The 23996-nt window shown below is 49.1% G+C and carries 22 protein-coding genes; 18 read left to right on the forward strand and 4 right to left on the reverse strand.

From position 1 onward, the window contains the following. The first annotated feature begins 2 nt into the window (after positions 1-2). The 7 genes from murI to UM181_14405 all read left to right on the forward strand — a co-directional run bounded on the left by murI (position 3) and on the right by UM181_14405 (position 6962). Positions 3-815, forward strand: a complete 813-nt coding sequence (gene murI, locus UM181_14375) for a glutamate racemase (protein WQC62488.1) — start codon at positions 3-5, stop codon at positions 813-815. 34 nt (positions 816-849) lie between these two features. After that, positions 850-1878 carry an N-acetyl-gamma-glutamyl-phosphate reductase gene (gene argC / locus UM181_14380; protein WQC62489.1) on the forward strand — a complete coding sequence of 343 codons (1029 nt, stop codon included), beginning with the start codon at positions 850-852 and terminating at the stop codon, positions 1876-1878. Between the two features lie 15 nt (positions 1879-1893). Beyond that, positions 1894-2337: a cytochrome c maturation protein CcmE gene (ccmE, locus tag UM181_14385; protein ID WQC62490.1), complete on the forward strand. Its 444-nt coding sequence runs from the start codon at positions 1894-1896 to the stop codon at positions 2335-2337. Between the two features lie 470 nt (positions 2338-2807). Next, positions 2808-4781 carry a heme lyase CcmF/NrfE family subunit gene (locus UM181_14390; GenBank protein ID WQC62491.1) on the forward strand — a complete coding sequence of 658 codons (1974 nt, stop codon included), beginning with the start codon at positions 2808-2810 and terminating at the stop codon, positions 4779-4781. Further along, positions 4778-5251 (forward strand): cytochrome c-type biogenesis protein, encoded by a 474-nt coding sequence (locus UM181_14395; protein ID WQC62492.1) that lies wholly within the window; start codon positions 4778-4780, stop codon positions 5249-5251. Before UM181_14390 ends, UM181_14395 begins: the two co-directional genes overlap by 4 nt. Before the next feature lie 49 nt (positions 5252-5300). Further along, positions 5301-6077, forward strand: coding sequence for an enoyl-CoA hydratase-related protein (locus UM181_14400; GenBank protein ID WQC62493.1), 777 nt, complete (start codon positions 5301-5303; stop codon positions 6075-6077). Positions 6078-6215: 138 nt separating this feature from the next. Beyond that, positions 6216-6962, forward strand: coding sequence for an SDR family oxidoreductase (locus tag UM181_14405; protein WQC62494.1), 747 nt, complete (start codon positions 6216-6218; stop codon positions 6960-6962). Positions 6963-7128: 166 nt separating this feature from the next. On the opposite strand, the gene UM181_14410 is transcribed toward UM181_14405, so the two are convergent. Beyond that, entirely contained in the window at positions 7129-7623 is a 495-nt protein-coding gene (locus tag UM181_14410) for a DUF1772 domain-containing protein (protein WQC62495.1), read from the reverse strand. 756 nt (positions 7624-8379) lie between these two features. Then, positions 8380-9942, reverse strand: coding sequence for a glutamine-hydrolyzing GMP synthase (gene guaA / locus UM181_14415; protein ID WQC64770.1), 1563 nt, complete (start codon positions 9940-9942; stop codon positions 8380-8382). A 202-nt stretch (positions 9943-10144) separates the two neighbouring features. Here guaA and UM181_14420 point away from each other — a divergent pair, with 202 nt between their 5' ends. The 3 genes from UM181_14420 to lipA all read left to right on the forward strand — a co-directional run bounded on the left by UM181_14420 (position 10145) and on the right by lipA (position 14292). Beyond that, complete coding sequence (locus tag UM181_14420) at positions 10145-11689, forward strand: trimethylamine methyltransferase family protein (GenBank protein ID WQC62496.1); 1545 nt, start codon at positions 10145-10147, stop codon at positions 11687-11689. 917 nt (positions 11690-12606) lie between these two features. After that, positions 12607-13191, forward strand: a complete 585-nt coding sequence (locus UM181_14425; protein WQC62497.1) for a DUF6456 domain-containing protein — start codon at positions 12607-12609, stop codon at positions 13189-13191. A gap of 144 nt (positions 13192-13335) precedes the next feature. Continuing rightward, positions 13336-14292, forward strand: a complete 957-nt coding sequence (gene lipA / locus UM181_14430; GenBank protein ID WQC64771.1) for a lipoyl synthase — start codon at positions 13336-13338, stop codon at positions 14290-14292. An 88-nt stretch (positions 14293-14380) separates the two neighbouring features. Here the strand turns inward: lipA and ugpC are convergent, their stop codons facing one another. Continuing rightward, a complete protein-coding gene (gene ugpC, locus UM181_14435; protein ID WQC62498.1) occupies positions 14381-15442 on the reverse strand; it encodes a sn-glycerol-3-phosphate ABC transporter ATP-binding protein UgpC in 1062 nt (353 codons plus the stop codon). A 10-nt stretch (positions 15443-15452) separates the two neighbouring features. After that, positions 15453-16244, reverse strand: a complete 792-nt coding sequence (locus UM181_14440; GenBank protein WQC62499.1) for an IclR family transcriptional regulator — start codon at positions 16242-16244, stop codon at positions 15453-15455. 117 nt (positions 16245-16361) lie between these two features. On the opposite strand from UM181_14440, the gene UM181_14445 reads away from it, so the two are divergent. From UM181_14445 to UM181_14480, 8 genes are read left to right on the forward strand one after another with little or no spacing between them, the layout of a single operon-like run. Next, positions 16362-17597, forward strand: a complete 1236-nt coding sequence (locus tag UM181_14445; protein ID WQC62500.1) for an extracellular solute-binding protein — start codon at positions 16362-16364, stop codon at positions 17595-17597. Between the two features lie 56 nt (positions 17598-17653). Further along, positions 17654-18634 (forward strand): sugar ABC transporter permease, encoded by a 981-nt coding sequence (locus UM181_14450; GenBank protein WQC62501.1) that lies wholly within the window; start codon positions 17654-17656, stop codon positions 18632-18634. Continuing rightward, positions 18635-19483: a carbohydrate ABC transporter permease gene (locus tag UM181_14455; protein WQC62502.1), complete on the forward strand. Its 849-nt coding sequence runs from the start codon at positions 18635-18637 to the stop codon at positions 19481-19483. It abuts the gene before it with no gap. Positions 19484-19498: 15 nt separating this feature from the next. Continuing rightward, positions 19499-20857 carry an alpha-glucosidase/alpha-galactosidase gene (locus tag UM181_14460; GenBank protein ID WQC62503.1) on the forward strand — a complete coding sequence of 453 codons (1359 nt, stop codon included), beginning with the start codon at positions 19499-19501 and terminating at the stop codon, positions 20855-20857. Next, positions 20854-21624: an SDR family oxidoreductase gene (locus tag UM181_14465; protein WQC62504.1), complete on the forward strand. Its 771-nt coding sequence runs from the start codon at positions 20854-20856 to the stop codon at positions 21622-21624. Before UM181_14460 ends, UM181_14465 begins: the two co-directional genes overlap by 4 nt. Further along, positions 21621-22556: a 2-dehydro-3-deoxygalactonokinase gene (locus tag UM181_14470; protein ID WQC62505.1), complete on the forward strand. Its 936-nt coding sequence runs from the start codon at positions 21621-21623 to the stop codon at positions 22554-22556. The genes UM181_14465 and UM181_14470 overlap by 4 nt, the downstream gene beginning before the upstream one ends. Then, positions 22546-23154 (forward strand): 2-dehydro-3-deoxy-6-phosphogalactonate aldolase, encoded by a 609-nt coding sequence (locus UM181_14475; protein ID WQC62506.1) that lies wholly within the window; start codon positions 22546-22548, stop codon positions 23152-23154. Before UM181_14470 ends, UM181_14475 begins: the two co-directional genes overlap by 11 nt. Continuing rightward, on the forward strand, positions 23151-23993 hold the full coding sequence (locus UM181_14480; protein WQC62507.1) for an SMP-30/gluconolactonase/LRE family protein: 843 nt from the start codon (positions 23151-23153) through the stop codon (positions 23991-23993). The genes UM181_14475 and UM181_14480 overlap by 4 nt, the downstream gene beginning before the upstream one ends. Positions 23994-23996: the final 3 nt, after the last annotated feature.

A 23996-nucleotide genomic window follows, 5' to 3' on the forward strand; every position in this document is an offset into this window, starting at 1 on the left:
GGATGGCAATAGGCATATTTGATTCCGGTCTGGGTGGTCTTACCGTGTTGGATGCAATCCGCAAGAAACTTCCCGCGCTTCCCTTGGTCTATATGGGTGATAATGCGATGGCGCCTTACGGGGTGCGCGATGCCGAGGATGTTTACAATTTGACAACGCGCGCGGTTGAAAGGCTCTGGCAAGAGGGCTGTGATTTGGTCATCTTGGCCTGCAATACGGCCTCAGCCGCGGCGCTTAGGCGTATACAAGAGGCCGGGTTGCCCGAACATAAGCGCGTTTTAGGGGTTTTTGTGCCTTTGATTGAGGCTTTGACTGAGCGTCAATGGGGGGATAATTCGCCTCCTCGACAGGTTACGGTTAAAAATGTCGCGCTGTTTGCAACGCCGGCCACGGTCGCAAGCCGGGCCTTCCAGCGCGAATTGGCCTTTCGAGCGATTGGTGTCGACGTAGAGGCGCAATCTTGTGGCGGCGTTGTTGATGCGATTGAAGATGGCGATCTGATCCTTGCCGAGGCGCTGGTGCGCAGCCATGTTCAAGCCTTGATGCGCAAAATGCCCACCCCGGATGCCGCGATTTTGGGCTGCACGCATTATCCTTTGATGGATACAATTTTCCAAAATGCACTCGGCGAAAATGTGACAGTATATTCACAAGCTGAGCTGGTGGCGGAGAGCCTGCAGGATTATCTGTATCGTCATCCCGATAAATTGGGCCATGGATCGGAAACAAAATTTTTAACCACGGGTGAACCTGGCCTTGTTTCAGATCGAGCGACGCAGTTTTTAAGGCGGAAAATAATTTTTGAAGCCGCTTGAGCTGACCAAGCGTTGGCGCTAATGAGGAGCGGATATGATATATAAAATCGCCATAATCGGGGCTTCAGGCTACACCGGAGCAGAGCTGATCAGATTGATCGCCTCGCATCCTAATCTTGAGATTAAAGCCCTTGTGGCCAATAGCAAGGCCGGGCAATCAATGCGTCAGGTCTTTCCGCATCTGCGCCATCTTGATTTACCTAACTTGGTGACAATCGACAAAGTTGATTTTCAAGGGATCGATTTATGCTTTTGCGCTTTGCCGCACCAGACCTCGCAAGATGTGATCGCAAAGCTGCCAGCCTTTTTGAAAGTGATTGATCTTAGCGCAGATTTTAGATTGCGCGATCCGCAGGCGTATGAGCAATGGTATAATAGTAAACATCTTGCACCTGATTTACAGCCAGATGCGGTGTATGGTTTGACTGAGTTTTATCGCGCAGATATACGCACCGCGCGCTTGGTGGCTGGAACCGGATGCAACGCGGCGACGGGGCAATATATTTTACGGCCTCTGATTAAAGACCGCGTGATCGATCTTGATGATATAATTTTGGATATGAAATGCGCCGTTTCGGGGGCTGGGCGCGCGCTAAAACAAAACCTGCTGCATGCTGAGTTGTCAGAGGGGTATAATGCTTATGCGGTTGGCGGCACGCACCGTCATCTGGGGGAGTTTGATCAGGAGTTTTCGGAATTGGCTGGTCGGCCCGTACACATTCAATTCACCCCGCATTTGATGCCTGTAAATCGGGGTATTCTTGCCACGGCCTATGTAAAAGGCTCTGCTGAAAATGTGTTCCAAAGTTTAAAGGCAAGTTATGAAAATGAACCCTTCATTCAGATGTTAGACTTTGGGCAAACGCCCAGCACGCATGATGTGCGTGGATCAAATTTCGTGCATATTGGCGTGTCAGGGGATCGGGTTGAAGGCCGCAGCATTGTTATTGCGGCGTTAGACAATCTTACCAAAGGCAGCAGCGGGCAGGCCGTTCAAAATGCCAATCTGATGTTGGGTTTGGAAGAAACAGCCGGCTTGATGCACGTACCGCTGTTTCCCTAGATACAGGTTAAATTTATGAAAAGCTTGAAGAAGACGCGGCGTATTCAGATTATTATTATTTCTTTTTTGGCGCTTGCGCTTGCAACAGCTTTGATCGGCTATGCCATGCGCGATGGTATCAATTTCTTCAAATCCCCCAGTGAAGTTTTGGCGGATCCGCCAGATGCCAGCGAAACCTTCCGCATCGGTGGCTTGGTTGAGGAAGGATCATTGCAACGCGGGGTCGGCTCTGTGATTAGTTTTAACGTAACTGATGGCGCCGCTATCGTGCCCGTTACCTATGAAGGCGTTTTACCGGATTTATTTGATGAAAACCAGGGAATGATCGGCACAGGAAAATACATTGACAATGTCTTTCAAGCCGCTGAAATTTTGGCTAAACATGACGAAAACTACATGCCAAAAGAAGTTGTAGATGCCTTGAAAGAGCAGGGTGTCTATCAAGAAACTTCGGATTGATCTTGTGATAGGTCGGCGCTGTTTCTGGTTTTTTCAGAAACTTTGTTGCACAGAAGTTTCATATTAAAAACAGTTCCCGATAAAGACAAGCGGGGCTGGTGTGAACCGGTTAAAAACGAAAGCTTCAACCGCTGCATCTGCTGAACTATTTGGATCTTGGAATTTGACCGTCGGTTTGGTGAATTTCCGCATTGGCTGATACCAGGCGGCATTATCTTGGGCTACAATTTATTTAGACCTGCCTTTAAGCAACAAAAGATAATCTTTCCCAAAAAGCTTTTTTATACTGCATAGAAACAGATTGCTTTACAAAAGGTTTGCTCTATTTTTCGGACAGTTAAGCGTCTGTTTTAAGATTTAGAACAAAGTGAAGTGACGTCGGTATCTTTTGAAAAATGATGATTGGCCATGAATAAGGATGCTGGATTTTTAGATGGTCAGTCCGATGAGACAGGTTTATAAGAGGCACTATGATAAGTGAGCTTGGACATTTTGCACTGACCTTGGCATTTTTTGTCGCGTGTATTCAGTGCGTTGTGCCTTTAATCGGCGCAATGACGGGCCGCGCTGCCTTGATGGCGCTGGCCGCCCCCGCTGCTTCGGCCCATTTTTTTCTTATTCTAGGATCCTTTTTGGCTCTGATGCACGCATTCATCACCTCTGATTTCACGGTGCGCTTGGTGGCGCTGAATTCCCATTCGTTGAAGCCGATGATCTACAAGATTAGCGGTGTCTGGGGGAACCACGAAGGCTCAATGCTGTTATGGGTGCTTATTCTTGCCTTGTTTGGTGCTTGCGCGGGCTGGTTTGGAAACAATCTCACACAAAGCTTTCGGGCGCGGGTCTTGGCCGTTCAGGGCGCGATTAGCGTGGCATTTCTTGCGTTTATTTTGCTCACGTCAAATCCATTTTTGCGTTTGGTGGTGCCGCCGTTTGATGGGCAAGATTTGAACCCATTGCTGCAAGATCCCGGATTAGCGTTTCATCCGCCGTTTTTATATTTGGGCTATGTCGGTTTGAGTATGGCGTTTTCTTTCGCAGTTGCGGCGTTGCTTGAGGGGCGCGTGGATGCCGCTTGGGCGCGTTGGGTGCGCCCGTGGACATTGGCCGCTTGGATTTTCCTGACCATTGGCATCGCTTTGGGCAGTTGGTGGGCCTATTATGAATTGGGCTGGGGAGGCTTTTGGTTTTGGGATCCAGTTGAAAATGCCTCTTTTATGCCATGGCTTCTGGCCGCTGCCTTATTGCATTCTGCGATTGTGGTGGAAAAGCGTGAAAGTTTGAAAAGCTGGACCATTCTTTTGGCCATTCTCGCGTTCGGATTTTCTCTAATTGGTACGTTTATTGTCCGCTCTGGCGTTTTGACATCGGTGCATGCTTTTGCAAATGACCCCGAGCGGGGTGTGTTTATCCTGATTATTTTGGCGATTTTCATCGGCGGGGCTTTAACCTTATTTGCCGCGCGCGCATCGGCCATGCAAGCGCGGGGTGCATTTTCCATGGTCAGCCGTGAAACCGCCTTGGTATTGAACAATATATTATTGGCCGTTTCGGCTTTGGTTGTGTTTGTCGGCACGATCTGGCCGCTCTTGGCAGAGATGATGTTTGATCGAAAACTCAGTGTTGGACCCCCGTTTTTCAACTTGGCGTTCACTCCTTTCATGATCGCTTTGGGCATCGCGATGCCGATTGGTGCAATGATTCCTTGGAAGCGGGGCGTTGTAATGCGCCCTGTCAAACGGCTTTTGCCCGTATTTGGTTTGGCCCTGGCCGCTGCAGGTTTGATTTGGGCGTTGCAAACCGGCAAGTCATTGCAGGGGCCAATTGGGTTGTTTCTGGGGGCGTGGATGGTCGGGGGCGCAATCACTGATCTTTTATCCCGCCTTGGAAAAGACCGCGATTACAGCCGGCTGTTGCGTTTACCGCGCTCGGATTGGGGCAAATCGGTCGCCCATAGCGGGCTGGGGGTAACGATGTTTGCTGTGGCTGGGCTTATGGTTTGGCAGCAAGAAGACATCCGCATCGTGGCGCCAGGTGAAACATGGTCGGTTGGAGCCTATACGTTTACATTACAAGATGTCAGCAATGTGAATGGGCCGAATTATCGCGCCGTTAGGGGAGATGTGGCGCTGGAACATAAGGGGCGGTTTATCACCAAGATGCATCCTGAAAAGCGCTTTTACCCGGTTGCCAATATGCCAACAACCGAAGCCGCGATTGACTATCGCTTCTTGCGCGATGTGTATTTGGTGCTTGGAGACCAGCAAGAAAATGGGGCGTGGACGCTGCGCACTTATATCAAGCCCCTGACCAATTGGATCTGGGCCGGTGCTTTATTGATGGCCCTTGGCGGCGGGCTTAGCTTAACGGATCGCCGTTTTCGCGTGGCCGCCGGGGCGCGCCGTAAAACGCCAGTTTCAACCGTAAATGCTCCGGCCGAATGAAGCTGCTTTATATGCTTTTGGCGTTTTCGCTTTGGATCGGATACGCCTATGCGGTTGAGCCTGATGAAATTTTGGCCGACCCGACCCTAGAGGCGCGCGCGCGAGTTATTTCGAAAGATTTAAGGTGTTTGGTGTGCCAGAATGAAAGCATTGATGAAAGCAACGCGTCTTTGGCGCGCGATTTGCGGCTGTTGGTGCGGGAACGCTTGGTTTTGGGCGAAAGTAACGAAGAAGTGCTGGATTTTGTGGTTACGCGTTATGGGGAATTTGCTTTGCTGCGCCCCCAAACCAAAGGCTTTAACGTGATTTTATGGGTTGCGGGCCCGGTAATGCTTTTGCTCGCCTTGTTGATCGCTTTTGCCTATATTAGGAGCCGCCAAGCACAAGTGAACGGCGCGGCGTCCAACGCATTAAGCGTGGATGAAAAAGAGCGTTTAGATAAAATTTTAGAACGAACCAATTTGGAGTGAACTAAAATGGCGGTGGTAATTTTCACTTACCCAGAGAGGGGGCATTTTTATGAATTATGACACGATTGAGGTTCATCTGTCCTCTGAGGTTGCTTGTGTTTCTATGAACCGTCCCGAGGTGATGAACGCGCTGAACACCCAAATGCGCGCCGAAATCACCGATGCGTATAAGCGTTTGGCCCCACAGGCGCGGGTGATCGTATTGACTGGGCGCGGAAAAGCGTTTTGTTCGGGGCAAGATTTGGGTGATCGGGCGAACGCCGCGCAACTGGACTTAGAGCGCACGCTTAGGGATGAATACGAACCGATGCTGCGCGCAATAATCGAATGTAGGATTCCCACAATAACTGCCTTGAACGGGGCCGCGGCGGGCGCAGGTGCAAATCTTGCCTTGGCGTCGGACGTGGTGATTGCCTCGAAATCTTCCTATTTCATGCAGGCCTTTACAAAAATTGGTCTCATTCCTGACGCGGGCGGAACCTACCTAATGCCGCGCACAATGGGTCTTGCCAAAGCCATGGGAGCGGCGTTGTTTGCCGAAAAAATATCTGCAGAGCAGGCGGATGAATGGGGTTTGATCTGGGAATCGGTTGCAGATGACGCGTTTGAAGCCACCTGGCGCGCGCGGGCGGAATATTTGGCCAAAGGGCCAACTTTGGCTTATTCTCATTTGAAAACTGCGCTGCGTGCCTCATCCGAGAATAATTTAGAGGCGCAACTGGCTTTAGAGGCAAAGCTTCAAAAAGAATGCGGAAATAGCCGTGATTTCAAAGAAGGCGTTGTGGCCTTTCTGGAAAAACGAACCGCGCGTTTTGAAGGAAGATAATGCGGCGTGAAACCGCCTTTTCGCGCCTTTTGACTGAGGTTTTCCCAGTCTTCTTGGGCCGCTAGCTGTTCGGGCTGAAGACGCCTTTTTGGCTGTGGTATTGGCGGGGCTGGAAACTGGCGGCAATGCGAGGGAATCATGATAGATTTGGTGGGTAAAAGGATTTTTGTAAGCGGTGCAGGCGCGGGTATGGGCGCCGCCGTTGCTTTGCTTTCGGCGCGCGCGGGAGCTCAGGTTCTTGCTACTGATAAATCTGACGAAGGGCTTTTGCCTTTAAATAAAACAGGCTGCGCCGTCGCTGTTCTTGATGTGACGGATCAAGATTCGGTAACTCGTTTTTTTGCATCTCAACAGCCATTTGACGGGATTGTTAATATGGCAGGCTGGGTGCATCATGGACGTCTGACCGATTTAAGCGATGAAGATTGGCAAAGATCTTTTCAAATCAACGTTGATAGTATGTTTTATGTGTTGCGCGCCGCCCTGCCAAAAATGATTTTGGCAGGCGGAGGGTCCGTTGTGAATATGGCGTCTTTGGCCTCATCCGTGAAAGGGTTTGCCTATCGCGCTGCCTATAGCGCGTCAAAGGCCGCGGTGATCGGGCTGACAAAATCCGTTGCCGTGGATTATATGGCCGATAATGTGCGGGCAAATGCGATTTGTCCCGGAACGATCGAAAGCGCCTCATTGAAAAAAAGAATAGCCAGTTTGGCCGAAGAGTTGGGCGATGAAAGTAAGGCCCGGGCTTGGTTCGTGGACCGCCAACCCATGAAACGATTGGGTCAACCTGATGAGATCGCAAAGTTAATTCTCTATCTATTATCTGATGATGGTGCTTACGCGACAGGGCAATCGTTTATCATTGATGGTGGCACCACCGCCTAGCCCCCCTTGCGTGCTCAAGCATGATGCTTTCGCAAAATCTATTGGCTTTGGGATAGGCGAATGGAACGTCTGTGAAATCGTACGTTCTGATCAGTCTGAAACTGCTAAAATCCCTTCGCTTAGATCTTATATTTTTATAAATATCATAAACTTAACAGAAATTTGGTTAGCGCAAACTTAATATTATGAGCAGTAAAAAGCTGACAGAAAGGGCTATTCCTGTTCGGATGTAATTAAAGAAATTCCACTTTGCTTCAAATTTCAAGCGTTCATCAGCCAAGGTTTCATCATTCAAATCTTCGATTATAAGGTTTTGTATATGGTTGTTTAAGGGAATATGGAATGCCGCAGTTATGCCTTGCACCCCCACCAGATATGCAACACTGATTAGAACAATTGGCCATGCTTCTGCTAGTTCAACACGTACAGATGAAACGACAATCATCATAAACATTGCCACCATAGACCCTACCCAAGTGAACATGAATAGCGGCTGGTTGTCTTGTATTATAGCGTCCGTCACCTGAAACGCTCTTAAAAAATCTTTGTCACTAAGGCTGGATAAACCAGGCATCACAACAATTGCATATGTGAAAATGAATCCGCCTACTAAACTGCAGGATAAGATAGAAAAGATTAACGCTACATCCAACAAGTCCATTTTATTTTTACCTCTGAGGTTTCTGTATTTAGGTAACAGCAGTAGTCAAAGCATATTGTCAGCGAATAGTCATTCCCTGCCATAAACTGAACTACAAGATATTGATTATAAGCGCTTTAGAGTGACTAAGAGCCAATCAGCATTGCCATGCATTTGTGCTTGTGGCAATGCGTCCGTTACCGGGACGCCAGCGAAGCATGGTTACAATCAGATACTGTCTGGTTAAATGCAACCTAAGCCCCAAGCCCCAAGTTCGTCCCGATTATGCAAATGGCCATCACAGGACATTTCCTCAAAACCCAGTTGCCGGTGAGGGATAACTGGTTTCTTAAAATAAGCCTAATATTTACCTGGTTTCTCTCTTATAATTTTTTAACCCAGCAGGCTTAAGGGACTTGTATTTTACATCATCACCCTGTCAACGTGCCGTGACGTGACGTGGCGGGGTCGAGGTGACGGTGAACAGCAGATCAGACCGAGGCCGGTTGGTGATCTGGTGTGAGGCGCTCGCGCTCACATGGATGCCTTGCTGCACATGAAGAGCGGAGATCTCCCCATCAAGTTCCATCGACGGAACACCAGACGCAACGTAAAAGAACTGTTCCGCACCCGCATGGTGATGTCGCCTTTCAGCGGTGCTGGGGGATATGCGCTCCTAAATGACGCTTAGTTGTTCAAACCTGACAAGTTGCCAACCATAAAAGCCATCGCGCCAGACATAATATTCAGCCGTATCGGTGTTGACCACCGCCGCGCTCATTCCCACTCAATCGTTCCTGGTGGCTTTGATGTGATATCATAGGTCACCCGATTGATGCCTTCGACCTCATTGATAATTCGCGTTGCGGTTTCGCCCAGAAACTCATGAGAAAATGGATAATAATCAGCCGTCATACCATCCACCGAGGTGACAGCACGCAGCGCGCAGGCATAATCATAGGTGCGTCCATCCCCCATCACACCAACCGTGCGCACTGGCAAAATCGCCACGAAGGCCTGCCAGATGTGATCATATAGGCCGTGTTTGCGAATTTGATCAATATAGACCGCGTCAGCTTCCCTTAGAATATCCAGTTTAGCGCGGGTGATCTCACCAGGGCAGCGAATGGCCAGGCCGGGCCCTGGGAAGGGATGCCGCCCGATAAAGCTGTCGGGCAATCCAAGTTCGCGGCCCAGGGCGCGCACCTCATCCTTAAATAGCTCTCTCAGCGGTTCCACAAGTTTCAAGCCCATTTTCTCGGGAAGTCCGCCAACATTATGATGTGATTTTATCGTCACCGATGGGCCACCGCTAAAGGATACAGATTCGATCACATCCGGATAAAGCGTGCCCTGTGCTAAAAATTCTGCGCCCTCAATTTGATCTGCATATTTTTGAAACACGTCGATAAACAAGCCGCCAATGATTTTACGCTTGGTTTCAGGGTCGGATTGCCCGTCTAACGCGCCAAGAAACAGCTCGGATTCTTGGGCGTGGATGAAGGGCATGTTGTAGTGATCCCGAAACATCGCAACCACCTCCGTGGCTTCCTCTTTTCGCAGCAAGCCGTGGTCTACGAACACGCAGGTGAGCTGATCGCCAATCGCCTCATGGATCAAAACGGCAGCCACCGAACTGTCGACACCCCCAGATAATCCGCAAATCACTTTTTTGTCGCCAACTTGCTTTCTGATCGCCTCCAAGGCTTGTTCGCGATATGCGCCCATCGTCCAATCGCCTGAAAACCCAGCAATTTTTACAAAATTTTCATAAAGCATAGCGCCGTTTGGCGTATGGTGTACCTCTGGGTGAAACTGGACCGCATAAAATTGTTTCTCGAGATTTGCGGTGATCGCAAATGGCGCGTTTGGCGAGGTTCCATAGACGCTAAACCCCGGAGCGATCGCGCTGACATGATCCCCATGCGACATCCAGACTTGCTCGCGCTCTTGCGCAAACCATCCCTGTAATAGATCCAGCTCATCGCCTGTTTGAGACACATAGGCGCGGCCAAATTCTGCCGTTTTATGACCGCGCTCGACCCTACCACCCAACATATCCATCATAACCTGCTGGCCATAACATATTCCCAAAATGGGCACTCCAAGCTCATAGACAGAAAGTGGTGGACGCGGAGCCCCCGCATCAAAGACCGAGGCTGGCCCCCCAGAAAATATCACGGCACGCGGTGCAAAGGCACTTAAAAAGGCGTCTGAGATATTTTGATATGGGTGAATTTCACAATAGACGTTTAACTCGCGCAAGCGGCGGGCAATCAATTGCGTTACCTGACTGCCAAAGTCGATGATTAACAGGCGTTCGTGATGCTGGTGTTCCATTTGTGACTGGTAAAACGCCACGCCGTCAGGTGCAAGTGGTCGCGGTGCTGAAAACAGGTCAAATGTCGGTTTGAAGGAAGAAAGCAATCCCCATGTCGCTTTTAATGCTTAAGAGCCGTTATTTGGCGAAGGCAGAATTGGGATGCAACATAGATCATACGCAGAAATACTTAGTGTTTGCAGTTTCAAGAAAGGTCAAAGCATGGCGGAACTCTCTACAGGTCGGCGTTCGCGAGGAGGCGGGGGAGCAGCCCGCCGCGCAGAGCGCACCTCCATCAAGATCGAGACTGCAAAATATATTGAACGCAATATCCCGAATTTCGACCTGTTGAGCGAAGAGGCTTTGGAAATTATTGAAGCCAATGCCGAGCTTATGCTGGAAGAGGTAGGGGTAAACTTTGTTAACAATCCTGCCGCCCTAGAGCGCTGGCGAGCGGCGGGGGCGAGCGTAGAAGAAGAGCGGGTGCGGATCCCGCGTGGTTTGGCAAAAAAACTATGCGCCACGGCTCCAAACCGGTTCACCCAACATGCTCGGAATTCTGAACGCAATGTTGAGATTGGCGGTAAGTCTTTGGTCTGCGCGCCAGTTTACGGGCCGCCTTTTGTGCGCGACTTAGAAGGTGGGCGCCGCTATGCAACGATTGATGACTTTAAGAAATTTGTAAAGCTTGGCTATATGTCCAAATGGTTGCATCACTCGGGGGGAACGCTGTGCGAGCCGACCGATATTCCCGTGAACAAACGCCATTTAGATATGCTTCTGGCGCATATGACGCTATCGGATAAACCGTTCATGGGGTCGGTCACCGAGCCCAGCCGCGCGCAAGATAGCGTGGATATGTGCAGCATCCTTTTTGGCGATGAGTTTGTGCAGAACAATACGGTGATGACATCCTTGATCAACATCAATTCTCCGATGACATTTGATGATGTAATGATGGGTGCGTTAGAGGTTTATGCGCGCAACAATCAAGCCTGCATTATTTCGCCCTTTATTGTTGGCGGCGCGATGGCACCGGTTTCGGTGGCGGGAACCTTGACGCAGGTCTTGGCTGAAGTCTTGGCGGGTATTGCGTATTCTCAGCTGCTTAAGCCCGGCGCTCCGGTGATTTTTGGCGCTTTTGTGGCCTCAATTGACATGAATTCTGGCGCTCCCACCTTTGGAACCCCAGAGGCCAGCCATATCCTTTACGGGGCAGGGCAATTGGCGCGACGCCTTGGCTTGCCTTTCCGCTCCGGCGGGGGGCTCTGCGGGTCTAAACTGCCCGATGCTCAAGCGGCTTATGAAACCTCAAATACGTTAAACGCGGCCTTGATGGGTGGGGTGAATTTTATGCTCCATTCCTGCGGCTGGTTAGAAGGGGGGCTGGTATCGTCTTTTGAGAAATTTGTAATGGATGCAGATCAATTGGGCGTGTTGCATCATTTGGCGCGGGGCGTGCAAATTGACGAAGACGCGCAAGCGTTAGACGCAATCCGGGAAGTGGGCCCTGGTGGTCATTACCTTGGATGCGCGCATACGCAGCGAAACTTTAAGGAATCTTTCTGGCGCAGCGAAGCCTTTGACTATAAGCCTTTCGAAACATGGGAAGAAGAAGGTGCCAAAGATACGATGCAGCTGGCCTCAACGCGTGTGGCGACCCTGTTGAACAATTACCGAGAACCCGAAATGGACATCGCGGTAAAGCAAGCTTTGGAGGCGTTTGTAGTGAAGCGTAAATCAGAAATGCCGGACAGTTTCGTTTAAATAGGTTGCTTGTCGGCCCTTTCAATTTCTTTTGTTTCGGCAATCAAGGCCGTTAGAACAGTAACGTGCAAGGCTATGTTATACTGAACATGCTGCTGCAGGCGCATCTTGTTTAACTGGCCCTCTTTATCGATCAAGGATCTTAAAATCTGTGCTGGATGTTGGTGCATGCTTAGCGCAAAAAATGAGCTCAAGCATGTGGCCCGGTTGTAGGTTTCAAGGCCCAGCTTTGCTGCATTGATTAGTATTTTTGGCCGTTTGACGCTGTGTAAGTGGAATGTCATATCCGCTGCTGCCTAGATTTTAATCTTAATTAAGATCAGAAAGCTGGCGGTAATGTCTTAATTAAACCCTGCTTCCCCGTTCTCTGTATGGGGAAAGCCTTTATTATTTTGCCACAAACTCGGCTCGTTGACGCTTTTAAGAAGTCTTTAACAAGTGCAACTTTAAAGTGATATTTTTGTTACTTAGGATTTTAATTAAATTTTTCGGATTGTGAAAAATGTCCAATAAACATCCTGCGAGCGGGGGTAAATTAAGCCAAATTTGGCTGGACAAAGCCGCGTTTCATTATGATGCACATGTTCACCTGGATTTGTCCATTCGCGCGCTGGCGCGGAAATCTGCTGGTCATGCTTCTACAATTTTAAGGCAGATAAGGCGTATCGAAGCCTTGCAGAGTGATCCGCAAGTAAAAGCCGCACTGGCTCAGTTAAAATCATCGCGGGGCGAGGGGGCTGATCCTGCGCCTTCCTGCCAGCCGGGTCAAAGTCTTAATAAGGATGTAATGCACCTTTTAGAACCCAAAAACGCGGTTTTAGTGATGTCCGAAAACGTTGAAATGGCTGGTATATTCTTGATTTCATCAGAATACGCACCTCAGAAATTAGGGCTTGTGCCGCGCGCGCGCGCAGTCAATGATCGCAAACGGAACGCTGCATTGTGTTTCCGCAGGTCGCTTATCGCGTTATGTTTTAGCATCAAATCTGCAGGCTCAAACCGAATGCGCCGAAGCGCCTCATGCCTTTCAGCCGCGCCCCAATCCCGCGCTCGAAACAGAACCCGTTTTCAAAGGATCACCGGAAACTCCGTTGATGACGTTGGCTAGACGCCGCAATAAAGATGGTTCATATTTTTTAACGCGCGCATTGGTGGATGCAGGCAACCGGTTTCATGATGATTTTGAAATTGCACAGACCGTGCGCCCCGACGGTTTTACCCGTGAGGATTGGTTGCGCTGCGCATCCGGCACTGTGCTTTCAGGGGGCAATGAAAGGCAACAACTGCTGATTGAACGGGTGGCGGCCACCTTGCGCGACCTCGGGCCCGAATTATCAGACATTTCGCTACGCTGCTGTTGTTATCTAGACGGTCTTGAGCTGAGTGAGCAATCTTTAGGCTGGTCGGCGCGTTCGGGTAAAGTCGTCTTGCGCATCGCTTTGCAGCGGCTAAAGCGTTATTATGAAAGCCATATTGGCGTTGAGAATGGTCGCATAGGTTAATATTTACCTGTTTCTGTTTTAAAAATGCAGCGCGCGTCCAGTTTGAGCTGTGGCAAAGTGTTTCATCCAGATCATAGCGGAAATGCGTAAGCGCCCCTTGGAGCTTGCGCCAGTTCTGCTATGTTGCATAAAACAAGAGGGTGAATACCAGTGCGTGATCTAAAACTGCCTCAAGACCGGCATCCAGAAAAAGCTCATAAGCCAGACAACCGGCAGCCCAAAAAACCCGATTGGATTAGGGTGAAGGCACCGGTCTCCAAAGGCTATAAGGCTACGCGCGATATTATGCGCGAGCATAATTTGGTAACGGTATGCGAAGAAGCAGGCTGCCCAAATGTTGGCGAATGTTGGAGCCAAGGCCACGCTACCATGATGATTATGGGCGAAGTGTGCACGCGCGCCTGCAGCTTTTGCAATATTGCGACGGGAAAGCCTCCGGAAGCTTTAGATGTGTTTGAGCCAGGCAGAGTTGCGGATGCCGTCTTTAAATTGGGGTTGAACCATGTGGTGATTACATCGGTTGATCGCGATGATGTGGAAGATGGCGGGGCGGAACATTTTGCGCAAACCATTCGCGCGATCCGGCGCAAAAGCCCTGAAACCACGATTGAAATTCTGACGCCCGACTTTTTAAAATGTGACCCGGCCGTGCTTGAGCTGGTGGTGGCTGCACGCCCGGATGTGTTTAATCACAATTTGGAAACCGTGCCCGGATTGTACCCAGAAGTACGCCCCGGCGCACGCTATTTTCATTCTTTGAGGCTTTTGCAACGGGTCAAAGAACTTGATCCTTCGATGTTTACAAAATCCGGCATCATGGTTGGGCTTGGAGAAAATCGACAATCTGTTTCGCAAGTGATGGATGATTTGCGCGCCGCGGATGTGGATTTTTTGACCATTGGGCAATATCTGCAACCCACGCCAAAACATCATGCGGTGGATCGATTTGTGCACCCGGATGAATTTGCAGCCTATGAAAAAGCGGCTTATGGCAAAGGGTTTTTAATGGTTTCAGCAACCCCTTTAACCCGCTCTTCCTATCATGCAGGAGATGATTTTCAACGCTTACGCGCCGCGCGTTTGGCGCGTTTGGCCAAGTGAAAGCAACCTTTTGGGGGTTGTATTCCGACAAGAGCGATTAAAAAGCTAAATACGGCACATTGGTGAGTTTTGGGGTAAGCGTTAAATGTTACTTTAGCCGTTGCTCAGTTTTTGGATCAAAGAACAAAAGCTGATTGGGGTCAAAGTGAACGGCAACATCGCTGCCCATGGGCAGGGCAACATCCCCCTTGCTTTCTACAATAATACGCTCGCCCGTTGGTGCCATTAAATAGCTGTAATTCACACCTCCTAGCCGCTCATGCACGTTGACAGAAAGGCCATTTCCGGCTTCGTCAATAGATAGATTTTGCGGGCGGATGCCAACAAGAATTTCGCGCAAATTAGATGGCAAAGCCACGTCGGGCTCAATCGGGGCTGACGAGATGGCGGATAGAAAAATTTTGTTGTTTTCGACGCGGCCTTTTAAAAAATTCATTGCCGGAGAGCCGATAAAGCCAGCAACAAATTTATTCGCTGGATCGTGGTAAAGCGCCATGGGGGCGCCCACTTGTTCGATAACACCCGCACGCAACACAACGATTTTATCCGCTAAGGTCATAGCCTCGACTTGATCATGCGTCACATAGATCATCGTGGCCCCAATTTCTTTATGTAATCGCGCGATTTCCACGCGCATATCAACGCGCAATTCGGCGTCTAGATTTGACAAAGGTTCGTCAAATAAAAACACTTCAGGGCCGCGCACGATGGCCCGCCCAATCGCCACGCGTTGCCGCTGACCGCCCGACAATGCTTTGGGTTTTCGATCCAAGTAATCATTCAGCTTTAGAATTCTGCTGGCTTCGGCGACTTTTGCCGTGATTTCCGCCTTTGGGTGACCGGTCATCTTTAACCCAAACCCCATATTTTCAGCGACTGTCATATGAGGGTAAAGCGCGTAACTTTGAAATACCATAGCAACGCCGCGCGCGGCTGGATCGCTTTTGGTGACATCGCGATCTCCGATAGCAATCTGACCAGCTGTGGTTTCTTCAAGCCCCGCAATCATTCGCAGCAAAGTCGATTTCCCACAACCTGAGGGGCCAACGAAAACGCAAAACTCCCCCTCATCGATTGATAAATCTATGCCATGAATAACCTCTAAATCACCGTATTGTTTTTTGACATTGGTTAAAGCTACCCGAGACATAAGATTTCCTTTAAGTTGGGAATTGCCAATTTTTAGCGGCGTCAGAAATTTTTCTGGCAGCCTCTTGAAGTTTTGGCGCGAAACGTTCGATGCTTGAAAGAGAATGATGCGTAGTGGTTGATGTGAGCGACAGGGCTCCTATTGCGTGGTTAAGACCGTTCAAAATCGGCACTGCCACGCAAATGATTCCAGGCTCATGCTCTTCGCGATCAAAGGCCATTCCGATAGATGCGATCTCTAAGAGTTCCGCTTTAAGGGCCGGCAAATCGGCTAAAGTGGCGGCTGTATACTTGTGGAAAGATTGGCGCATTAATGCTCTTGCTTGTTCTTTTTCGGGCATAAACGCCAATAGGGCCTTGCCAACACCTGTACAATAGCCAGGGCCTGTTTTGCCCGCTGAGCTGAACATCTCAACCGGTTTTTCCGCGTTGCGCTTATCAACATAAAGCACGTGTCCATCATCCATTTGCGCAAGATGCAGGGTTTCACCCAAGGCATCTGCCAAATCGTCTAAAATCGGGCGTGCAATGGGCGCAAGGGCGCTTTGCCGCCATGCCGAATGGGCGAGGCGCACCAAACGAATTCCAGGAATATAAGTCGCAGTTTGCGCATTATAATCCAGCATTGATTGGTTTGAGAGCGTTTGTAATAACCGATATACGGTTGCTTTGGGATAGGCGCTTTTGGAAAGGATTTCAGAAAACCGAACTGGCCGTTCAAAGCTTGCAACAAGATCAAGCATCACCAACGCTTTGCCGACCGTTCCATCGGAGGCGTTGATTTGGATGGTTGAATTTTCCATGCGACAGAGCTCCTTAACGACAGTTGACAAATTAGGTGATTCCTTTCACTGTTTCAATAGTTGGAATTTGGTTTCACTATATGAGACTGCTGGTCAACTATCAACTGGGAGAAGTAAATGTTAAAAAACCTAAAAAAACTGGCGACGACCGTCGCCGCGACAGGCGCGCTGGCGACAGCCGCGTTTGCTGGAGAATTGGTGATCACTTATGATGATTTGAACCCCAACCCCAAGAAAGCCTTTGACGATGTGGTTGCGGCGTTTAAAGCGGCCAATCCCGATATCAACGTGACTGTAAATAATAATGATCGGGAAGCCCATAAATCTGCCATTCGAAACTTTTTATCGGCGAACCCGCCAGACGTTACCTCATGGTATCCTGGAAATCGCATGGGACCATTTGTAGATGCCGGCTTATTTGAGCCAATTGATGATCTTTGGGCGGCGAACAATTTGGATCAGGATATGGCGGCAGTACAGCCAACCATGACGCGAAATGGAAAAATTTGGGGTGTTCCCTACACGTATTATCAGTGGGGCATTTATTACCGTAAAGATATTTATGATAAGCTCGGCCTTTCAGAGCCAAAAACGTGGAACGAGCTTTTGTCAAACTGCGATGCTTTGAAGGGTGTCGGAGTAACGCCGTTCACCATCGGCACCAAATATCTTTGGACCGCTGCGGGCGTCTTTGATTATTTAAATCTGCGCACAAACGGCTATGACGTGCATAATGCGTTGACTGCCGGAGAAATCAAATACACGGATGCGCGCATTCGTGCCACATTTGCCAATTGGGAAGAGATGTTACAGCGTTGCTCGTTCATCGATAACCACGCTTCGATGGATTGGCAGGGTGGCGTTGCGGCCTTCGCAAAAGGCGATGCTGCGATGTATGTTATGGGTAATTTCTCCGTGGGAGCGTATAAAGATGCTGGTTTGACGGAAGAGCAAATTGACTTTTTCCAATTTCCGGAAATCACAGCGGGTCTTCCGATGGCAGAAGAAGCCCCTGCGGATGCATTTTTCATTCCCTCCGGTGCTAAGAATAAAGACAATGCAAAGAAGTTTCTGGCATTTGTTGCACAGCCAGAAGTTCAAACGCAATGGAACCAAACCTTGGGTCAATTGCCACCCAACTCAAAGTCTGAGGTTGGAGATGACAAATTTATCCAAGAAGGGTTTGCCGTTGTTTCAAATGCAGCTGGTTTAGCGCAGTTTTATGATCGGGATGCACCTGCGGCTATGGCCTCTGAAGGGATGAAAGGCTTTCAGGAATTCATGCTCGATCCCAGTAAGCTTGACGCGATCCTAGAGCGTTTGGATGCTGTTCAAGCTGACGTTTATAAGTAAAAATAAAATTGTGCGGGGCGTGCTGATTAGCGCCCCGCGCGCAAGTTAGGCGGGATATGCAGACAGAATATCGAAACAAAACAGCAGGATGGTTTCGCATCAACAAGCTTAGCCTTGCGCCGCTTGTTTTCTTAATTCCGGCGTTTATGTTTTTTTCCGTCTACGTGATTATTCCAATTTTCCAATCGCTGCAGCTTTCACTTTTTGAATGGAATGGGCTCTATAACGCGGAAGGCAAGTCGACAGCTCAATATATCGGCTTGGAAAATTATCGTAAGCTTTGGGTAGACCCAAATTTTTGGATCTCCATTAAAAATAATTTTCTTTGGCTGTTCCTGTATATGCTGGCGGTGCCGCTTGGGCTGTTTATCGCAATATTTTTAAACCAGACCGTGACGGGCATTCGATTTTACAAATCAATGTTCTTCTTTCCATTTGTCATCAGTCAAGTCGTGGTTGGTTTGATTTTTGGGTGGTTTTACAACCCTGATTTTGGGGTTGTTGCGAAGATATGGCAATTTATCTTCTGCGAAGAAACGGTCAATTTTATTGGCAATAAAACGGTAAAATGTGCACGCCCCGTTCCTGATATTTTATCAAGCCCAGATTGGGCAACCTATGGGATTATTTTTGCTGGTCTGTGGCCGCAAATCGCCTATTGCGTGATTTTATACCTAACGGGTCTGAACAATGTGGCCGCAGATCAAATTGAGGCGGGTCGTTTAGATGGTGCGAAAGGCTGGCGTATGCTATGGTATGTAGTTCTGCCACAATTACGCCCGGCAACGTTTATCGCGGTTGCCGTCACGGTGATTGGGGCTTTGCGCTCGTTTGATATGATCGCTATTATGACACAGGGTGGCCCCTATGGCATGACCAATGTGCTATCGCATTATATGTATGAAGTGGCGATCAGCGAATATGGTGAGCGCTATGGCTATGGCTCCGCGGTTGCAACCGTTTTATTTGCGATCATGATGGTATTTATCAGCTACTTTCTGTGGCGTATGTATCAAGATGAAAGACGGGGCGGTTAAATGTTTCCTCGTGCGATACAGCAGGCAAGCAAGCCAAAACAGGTTGCCTATTCTCTCTTTCTTCCAATTGCGTTGTTTATCTGGATTTTGCCACTTCTAGCCGTGTTTTTAACCTCGGTTCGAGGTGCAAAAGACATCAATACGGGCAATGTGTTTGGATGGCCAAGCGAATTCAAATTCGTCGAAAATTATACCGCAGTCTTTATGCAAACGGAGGCTGTGAAATATTTTTTTAACAGCTTTCTGATCACGTTACCAGCCGTCGCGATCTCGATCGCTCTGGCCTGTTTGGCTGGTTATGCGTTGGCTATTTATCGATTTCGTCTGGCATTGCCGCTATTTTTCCTTTTTGTGGCCGGAAACTTTGTGCCGTTTCAGATTTTAATGGTTCCTGTGCGCGACATGTCGGTGCAAACGGGGCTTTATAATACGATTGCCGGCCAATTCCTTTTTCACGCGGCGTTCCAAACTGGGTTTTGCACTTTGTTCATGCGCAATTTTATTAAGGCATTGCCTTTTGATTTGATTGAAAGCGCGCGCGTGGAAGGCGTCGCAGAATGGCGTATTTTTTGGTATATCATCGTGCCCTTGGTGCGCCCGGCTATTGCAGCATTGGCAGTTTTGATTTTTACCTTTGTTTGGAATGATTTCTTCTGGGCAAATGTTCTGTCACAAGGGGAACAAGTCAAGCCAATCACCGCAGGGGTGCGCGCGCTCAATGGTCAATTTGTCAGCAATTGGCAGCTTGTCTCAGCCGCGTCTTTGTTGGCGGCAGTTCCACCTGTTGCAATGTTTTTTTTCATGCAAAAGCATTTTATTGCGGGGTTAACACTTGGGGCGGTAAAATAGGAAAGAGCGCGGGAAATGGCTAAGAAAATATGTTTTATTGGTGCAGGGTCTACGATTTTTATGAAAAATATTCTGGGGGATATTTTGCATTACCCGGCGCTGAAAAATGCGCATATTGCGCTTATGGATATTGATGAGACGCGTCTATTGGAAAGTCAGTTGGTGGCGCAAAAATTAATCCTAAGCTTGAAGGCAGATTCTAAAATCACCACTCATTTGTCACAACGCGAGGCGTTGGATGGGGCGGATTTTGTGGTTGTTTGTTTTCAGATCGGAGGCTTTGAACCCTGTACTGTAACCGATTTTGAAATCCCAAAATCCTTCGGACTTGATCAAACCATCGGTGATACACTGGGAATAGGCGGGATCATGCGCGGGTTACGAACAGTGCCGCATCTTTGGTCAATTTGCGAAGACATGCTGGCGCTATGCCCCGACGCGGTGATGTTGCAATATGTAAACCCTATGGCGATCAACACTTGGGCGATCAGCGCGCGTTATCCGATGATTAAGCAGGTGGGGCTGTGTCATTCGGTGCAAGGCACAGCAGAAGAGCTGGCGCGTGATTTGGGGCGCGATATTGCTGATATTCGCTACCGCGCTGGCGGCATTAATCACATGGCTTTTTTCTTAAGCTTTGAAGGCCGGCAAAGCGACGGATCTTGGGCTGATCTTTACCCCGATTTACGCGATGGTTATTTGGAAGGCCGGTTCCCAACGCACACGGGTGCCAATCCCCGCTGTCCAAATTTTATTCGCTATGAGGTGATGAAGCATTTTGGATTATTCGTGACCGAAAGCTCTGAACATTTTGCAGAATATGTGCCATGGTTTTTAAAATCGCATCGACCAGATTTAGTGAAAAAATTTCAAATCCCGATCGATGAATACCCCAAACGCTGCGAAGAGCAAATTGACGCATGGAAGGATCAAGTTGTGGCATTTCGTGAGGCTGCGCATATCGAGGTTAAGCAAAGCCACGAATATGCAGCCCAAATCATGAACGCGCTTAGCACCGGTGACGCGGCAATCATCTATGGCAATCTGGCCAATAACGGGTTTATTCCGCAATTGCCCGATGGTGCTGCAGTGGAAGTGCCTTGCCTGGTAGATGCGAACGGCATTCACCCAAGCTCCGTGCCCGATATTCCACCACAATTCATTGCCTTGATGCGCACAAATTTAAATGTACAAGACTTGACCGTTCAAGCATTGTTAGAAGAAAATCGAGATCATATTTATCATGCCGCAATGCTTGATCCGCGCGCCGCGGCAGAATTGGACCTTGACCAGATAAAAGCCCTTGTGGATGCCTTATTGGCAGCGCATGGCGATTGGATGCCAAAATGGCTTCAGAAAGAAGAGGCAGCATGACACAAACCGTTACATTTCACGATTTACAGGGTGCTTCGGTCTTTATCACCGGCGGTGGGGCGGGAATTGGCGCTGCGTTGACCGAAGGCTTTTTGGCCCAAGGTGCCAAAGTTGCTTTTGTTCAAAGATCAAATGCAGATCATTTTGCCGCAGAGCTTGCCAAAAAATATGACAACGCCCCTTTATTTTTACCCTGTGATATCAAGGATCTAACATCCTTAAAGGCGGCGATTGTAAAAGCTGCCGCGCAACACGGGCCTATTTCAATTTTGGTTAATAATGCGGCCAACGATACGCGTCATACGCTTGATGGCTACACGCAGGATGAGTTTGATCAAAATATTGCGGTAAATTTACGGCCGCAATTTTTCACAGCGCAAGAAGTTGCACCGGCCATGCGCGCGAATGGCGGTGGGTCAATCATCAATTTCTCGTCAATTTCTTATTTGATGGGGAATGCTGGTTATCCTGTTTATGCCGCAACAAAAGCGGCGATTACCGGGTTAACCAGATCGCTAGCACGCGAGTTAGGACCTGATAGAATTCGCGTAAATGCTGTGATGCCTGGCTGGGTTATGACCGATCGGCAAAAGGATTTATGGGTCACGGATGACGGGTTGAAAGCGCATTTAGCGCGCCAATGCCTGCCCGACTTACTACAACCTAAAGATATCGTTGATGCAACTTTATTTTTGGCGTCGCAAAGCAGTCGGATGCTCACGGGGCAAGCCGTTGTCGTGGATGGCGGCGTGGTTGTAACAGGATGAATATAAATAAGCGGGCAATTGGGCCAGATTGGCTGGCCGTGGATTGGGGAACCAGCCATTTGAGGATCTGGTTGCTGAATGCTCAGGGCCATATTTTGGCCGAGGCCTGCGATGATAGCGGAATGGCCGCACTGTCTTCGGATCAATTTTATGCGCGCTTCACGCGTTTGGCAGCGCCTTTCCTATCGCCAGATAAGGTAATTCCGGTTGTGGCCTGCGGAATGATCGGGGCAAAACAAGGCTGGCATGAGGCACCTTATATTGCCGCGCCGTGTTCGGCGCCGGGATTAGAAGACGCCCAAAAAATAGAAACCCGCGATGAACGGTTTTCTCTCTACATACTCCCAGGCGTGAAACAGGCGCGTCCTGCCGATGTGATGCGCGGTGAAGAAACGCAAATAGCCGGATTTCTCAACCAAAACCCAAGCTTTGATGGCGTTCTGTGCTTGCCGGGCACGCATACCAAATGGGTGAGGATCAGCGCGGAAGAAATTGTCAGTTTCCAGACCTTTATGACAGGTGAGATGTTTTCACTGCTTGGCCAGACATCTGTTTTGAAACATTCAATCGCATCTTCAGGCTGGCACAAAAGCGCATTTCTAGAGGCGCTGGATGCGGCGATCAGCGCACCGGCCTCAATTGCCTCGAAATTATTTGGGCTAAGGGCAGAGACTTTGTTAAATAATCTATCGGGCGCGGTTGCGAGATCGCGCTTATCTGGGTTTTTAATTGGCCTCGAACTGTCGGCAGCACGCCCCTATTGGTTGGGCCAAGATATCGCGATTATCGGCGCTGAAGAGTTATCTATGGCCTATATTGATGGCTTGATCAGCCAAGGTGTGCAGCCTCAAAGCCATCGCTCGGTTGATATGACTCTTGCAGGCTTAACCAAAGCCTACCAACAGATACAAGGATCTATAAATGCAACGTGAAATTATAGCGATTTTACGTGGGATCACCAGCAAAGAAGCCCCCGCAATTGCAGAGGTTCTTATTGAGGCGGGGATCGATAAAATTGAGGTTCCGCTCAACTCACCGTCGCCTTTTGAAAGCATTGAACGGCTTATCGATGCGTTTTGCGATGTGGCCGTGATCGGCGCTGGAACGGTTTTACAGGTGGAACAAGTTGACCATTTGGCGGCGATTAACGCTTCAATGGTTGTGTCTCCAGATTGCAATTCAGACGTGATTAAGGCTACAAAACAGGCCGATATGCTATCTTATCCTGGGTGCTTTACATCGACCGAATGTTTCACCGCGCTGCGGCATGGGGCGGATGGTTTAAAACTGTTTCCTTCATTTCTATTAGGGCCAAAAGGGCTTGAGGCGTTGCGTGCGGTCTTGCCCAAAACCACCCCTATTTACGCGGTTGGCGGCGTGGGGCCCGATAATTTTTCAGATTGGGTTGGCGCAGGTGCAACCGGGTTTGGGATCGGATCATCGCTTTATAAACCGGGTATGTCCGTGGCGGATGTGCGCGCCAAGGCCCAAGATATCACGGCGGCTTATGATGCAGTGTTTGATCAATGAACGTGTTCGACACGACCAACTGCATCTTGGGGGAAGGGCCTCTGTGGCATCCTGAGCGTCAGTCTTTGTTTTGGTTTGATATTTTGTCCAAACGCGTGCTGATGAAAGAGGACAATCAATCGCGCGATTGGAATTTTGAGACCTGCGTATCGGCCGCGGGTTGGGTCTCTGCTGATCAAATCTTAATAGCCTCTGAAATCGAACTTTTTATCTTGGATATAACGACGGGTAAAACGGACACTGTTGTTGCGTTGGAAAAAGAAAAGCTGGAAACCCGTTCTAATGATGGCCGCGCTGACCCCTTTGGAGGGTTTTGGATTGGTACGATGGGAAAAGCCGCGCAGACAGGCGCTGGGGCGATCTATCGCTATTTTAAAGGTGAACTGCGAAAACTGATCTCTAACATAACAATTTCCAATGCGATTTGTTTTTCACCTAATGGCGATGCGGCTTATTTTGCCGATACCAGCCAGCAAATCATCCATCGTTGGCGTTTGTCAGCGAAAGACGGGTGGCCGATCGGAGATCCTGAACCTTTCATTGATTTGCGCGCGGATAATATACACCCGGACGGCGCGGTTGTTGACCAATCTGGATGTTTGTGGAATGCCCAATGGGGCAGTGGTCGCGTGGCGCGCTATAGCCCCGAGGGGGTTTACTTGGATCATATTCAATGCCCTGCTTCGCAAAGCAGCTGCCCTGCCTTTGGCGGTGAAACCTTAACAAGCTTGTTCGTAACCTCGGCAGCGGTTGGAGTGAATGAGCCACAGGCGGGCCAAACATTTTTCGTAAAAGATGTAGATGTCAAAGGGCAAGCTGAACATCAGGTGTTATTGTGAGGG

Source organism: Alphaproteobacteria bacterium US3C007, from assembly GCA_034423775.1.
Lineage (GTDB): Bacteria > Pseudomonadota > Alphaproteobacteria > Rhodobacterales > Rhodobacteraceae > Thalassovivens > Thalassovivens spotae.